The organism is Pseudomonas sp. Sample_24, from assembly GCF_004307605.1.
In the GTDB taxonomy this organism is placed as follows: Bacteria; Pseudomonadota; Gammaproteobacteria; order Pseudomonadales; family Pseudomonadaceae; genus Aquipseudomonas.
In genome coordinates this window covers 1-3,948 of record NZ_RCNW01000374.1, presented here as the reverse complement: position 1 = coordinate 3,948, position 3,948 = coordinate 1, and the positions used below count along the sequence as shown (strand labels likewise).

Sequence of the window (3,948 nt, the reverse complement as noted above, 5' to 3'; positions counted from 1 at the left end):
TGGCGCGGTTGCTTAAGGGTTAATCAGTCGTTACACCGAGTCGATCCCCTCGCGAGCAGGCTCGCTCCCACATTAATTTTGTGTTGTCTCAATGCTGGTGGGCAAACACAGATCCAATGTGGGAGCGAGCCTGCTCGCGATGGCGATTCAATAATCGCCGCTACTTATCAATTTTCTCCGGCAACGGCGCAAACAACGCCTCAATATCATCGCTCTGCAACTTCCAGTCTCCGGTTTTGCGCCCATCCAGCACGCCTGCGGCAAGATCGGATTTTTCCTTCTGCAGGTGCTGAATTTTCTCTTCGACCGTGCCGCGTGCAATCAGCTTGTAGACGAAAACCGGCTTTTCCTGGCCGATACGATAGGCGCGGTCAGTTGCCTGATTTTCCGTCGCCGGGTTCCACCACGGATCGTAATGAATCACGGTGTCCGCTTCGGTCAGGTTCAAACCGACCCCGCCTGCTTTCAAGCTAATCAGAAAAATCTGACGCTTGCCGCTTTGAAAATCTTTCACGGGTGTACGTCGGTCGCGGGTCTGGCCCGTCAATAACGCATAGTCCACCCCGCGTTTTTTCAGTTCGTCTTCGATGAGCGACAACATTGAAGTGAACTGCGAGAACAGCAGAATCCTTCGGCCTTCCTCAAACAATTCTTCGAGCATTTCCATCAGGCTGTCGAGCTTGCCTGACGTGCTGCCGCGCGTCGGTAGGGTGGCGTCGTTGACCAGGCGCAAATCACAGCACACCTGGCGCAGCTTCAACAGCGCCTCAAGAATGATGATCTGGCTGCGAGCCACGCCTTTGCGGGTGATCTCGTCGCGGACTTTCTTGTCCATGGCCAGGCGCATGGTTTCGTACATGTCGCGCTGGGCTTCGTTGAGTTCGACCCAGTGGATGATTTCGGTTTTCGGCGGCAGCTCGGTAGCAACCTGTTCCTTGGTTCGGCGTAACAGAAAAGGTTTGATCCGACCGTTGAGGTGCTGAAGTCTTACTTCGCTGGTGCGCTTTTCTATCGGTACGCGGTAATCACGATTGAAACTTTTCACGTCGCCGAGCCAGCCTGGCAACAGGAAGTGAAACAGTGACCACAGCTCACCCAAGTGGTTTTCCAGCGGGGTGCCGCTCAGGCACAAGCGCTGACGGGCGTTCAGTTCCCGGGCTGCTTGTGCAGCCTTGCTGTTCGGGTTCTTGATGTATTGCGCTTCGTCCAGCACCAGTACATGCAGCGGCTGTGCGGCTAGACGTTCAACATCCTTGGGCAGCAGGGCGTAGGTGGTCAGGATCAGGTCGTAATCCGCCAGATGCTCGAAATGCTTTTTGCGGCTGGCGCCATACAAAGCCAGGACCTTGAGCTGCGGCGTAAAATGCGCCGCCTCGTCGAGCCAGTTGGGGATCAGGCTGGTTGGCATCACCACCATGCACGGGCGGTCGAGGCGACCGGCAATTTTTTCGGTGAGCACATGCGCCAGGGTCTGCAGGGTTTTACCCAGGCCCATGTCGTCCGCGAGAATCCCGCCAACCTCCAGCTGTCGCAGCGATTGCATCCAGCTCAAGCCTTCAAGCTGATAGGGGCGCAAGGTTGCGTTCAGGCCTTCGGGGACGGTGGCGGTGTAATCCTTGATGTCGCGCAGACGCTGGGCAAAGGTGCGGATCTGCTCGCCACCTTCCCAGAGCAGCGGCAGGTCCTCCAGTGGATTCAGGCGCGTGGCGTCGGCCTTGCTCAGGCGTAAGGTGGTTTCGCCCGGCTCTTGCAGATAGAACTCGCCGAGCGTTGCCAGCACCGGTTTCAAGCGACCGAAAGGCAGGGCGACTTGCAGGGGGCCGTACTCGGAATTTGGCCGGTTTGGAATGTTCACCAGGATCAGTTCGTCGTCACGACGCCGAGCCAGACGTTCCGGGTTGAGAAGCTCAGTGTGCGAGCGCATCAGGTTCAGCAGGATGGGCAGCAGGCTCAGTCGCTCGCCGTTGACGATGATGCCCAGTTCCAGATCGAACCAGTCCCGTTCCGGTGTTTGCTCGACCGTGGCGTACCAGTCATCCACGGCCGTCAGGTCGAAGCCGAAGTCCTCGTTGATCTGCAGCTCCCAGCCCTGGGTTCGAAGCTTGGGCAGATCGTTGAGGGTGAAGGTCAGCCAGGCGCTGTCATTGACCATCTCGAACAGCTCGCCGGCGCTTTCCGGCAGGGCCTTGCTCTGCCGGGTGGCGATTTTGAAGCCGAGGATCCGTAGCTGTTCACGGTAGGACTGTTCCACTTCCGGCTGACGTTTTATCCGTAGCGTCTGTGTTTCCTGGCGAATCAGGATGTCAGTGTTTTTCTGCCCGCTAACGTATTCGTCCAGATAGCTGAAAGACAGCGCAGCGCGATGCTGGATGTAGCGCTGCATCCGTCCATTGCGCGGCTCGAAGGCACTGAACTCTATGCTCGCCAGCCACAGGCGCGGCACTGGCTGCACGTTGTCCACCATGACTTGCGGCGGGGCCTTGGGGCTACGGTTTTCCAGCACGGCTTGAAGTTTTTCCAGGAGTTCGGCGTCTTTGGCGGCAGCGGGGTAGGCGAGGGTCTCCTGTACTTGCAGCAGTACCGCAGCGCAGTGTTTGCAGTTGCTGTGAACCGGACAGGAGCAGATGGCATCGACCATCAGCAGGGTGCCTTTGGCCGACTCACGCAGGCGAATGGTCTGACGGTAAACGTTACCGCCAGAGCCTTCGCAAGCCGCGATGATGGTGGCGTCGCCGGCTTCGACGATCCTGACGCGATTTTCCAGTGCGTAGCGGCGGCCACGCTCCAGGCTCTGTTCCTTGAATCGGCTGACCCAGGAAGGTGCCAGGGGTTTGCTCAGGGTCGCGGACATGAGGACTTCAATCAGTCAGGGACGACTTCAGGGGCTTCCCGCGGGGCGGGCGCCGTCAATGAAGTGATCTTGATCAGCAGGCCGAGGTGGCCGGCGTCGAGGAAGTTCAGTTGGCCGTTTTTGGTATGACTTTCCTGTTTCAGGCGTTCGCTGGCGGTCACCAGGCCATCGGCGTTGAACTGATTGACCCAGAAGTCGGCGTCAACATCGGTGAAGCGCCCCAGTTTTAGATCGAGGGTGCCTTCGATAGGGAACTGACCGAACTGCTCCTTGCCATCGCTGATCGCCACCTTGACCGGTGTTTCTCCCAGCGTCTGCTGCCATGCTTTATGCATCAGGACGCTGTAGTCGTTACTGGCGGTGAGCTTTTCCACTTCTGGATTGAGGCTCGGCGTGCGAAAGCTGTCAGGGTCGATGCGCTTGGCGCCGGCATCCCAGTCTTCCGGTGCGGCACGGCTGACAATCGCCGGCACGGCGTTTTGACGGACCAGAATCATTTCGACCTGATACAGGTCATCGGCAAACGCCGTAGGTGCGACCAAAGTCATCAGCAGGGTCAGTGAGCGAAACAGGCGCATGCGGCGTCCTTCAAGCAGTTTTCGGAATGAGGCGCTCGAACAGCGCCTCTACAGTATTAAAGCGCTCTTCCGGGCGCTCCATCGGAACCTGGAACTTGAACATCGTGGCTCCTTCGAACTTGTAGCGTTTTGGCTGGCTCTGGATCAGTTTGATCAGGGTCAGCGGGTCCACCGGCGTTTGTGTCGCGAATTCAATGCGCCCCCCTTGTGGGCCGCCATCGACTTTCTTGATGCCCAACAACTCGGCCTGCAATTTCAGGGCGGTGATGCGCATCAGGTTCTTGGTGGGTTCCGGCAGCAAGCCGAAACGATCGATCATTTCCACCTGCAAATCCTTGAGACCTTCCTCGTCGGTGGCCGAGGCAATGCGCTTGTAGAGAATCAGGCGGGCGTGAACGTCCGGCAGATAGTCTTCGGGAATCAACGCCGGTACGCGCAAGTTGACTTCCGGGCCACCACCCAAAGGTTGATCGAGGTTCGGCTGCTCGCCCTTGCGGATCGACTTCACCGCGCGTTCGA

General features: G+C 58.3%; 3 protein-coding genes. All 3 read right to left on the bottom strand.

Going from position 1 to position 3,948, the window contains the following annotated elements; translation table 11 throughout:
• Nucleotides 1-160: 160 nt before the first annotated feature.
• Entirely contained in the window at nucleotides 161-2,851 is a 2,691-nt protein-coding gene (locus D8V06_RS21235; protein ID WP_130931727.1) for a DEAD/DEAH box helicase, read from the bottom strand.
• Between the two features lie 11 nt (nucleotides 2,852-2,862).
• A complete protein-coding gene (locus D8V06_RS21230; RefSeq protein ID WP_056857024.1) occupies nucleotides 2,863-3,429 on the bottom strand; it encodes a CsiV family protein in 567 nt (188 codons plus the stop codon).
• A gap of 10 nt (nucleotides 3,430-3,439) precedes the next feature.
• A partial coding sequence (locus tag D8V06_RS21225; RefSeq protein WP_347238627.1) for a TRCF domain-containing protein occupies nucleotides 3,440-3,948 on the bottom strand: 509 nt, incomplete at its 5' end.

What these genes read in the sequence shown, in the direction of transcription:
- D8V06_RS21235 (WP_130931727.1), bottom strand. Translation starts at nt 2,851, where the DNA reads ATGTCCGCGACCCTGAGCAAACCCCTGGCACCTTCCTGGGTCAGCCGA.
- D8V06_RS21230 (WP_056857024.1), bottom strand. Translation starts at nt 3,429, where the DNA reads ATGCGCCTGTTTCGCTCACTGACCCTGCTGATGACTTTGGTCGCACCT.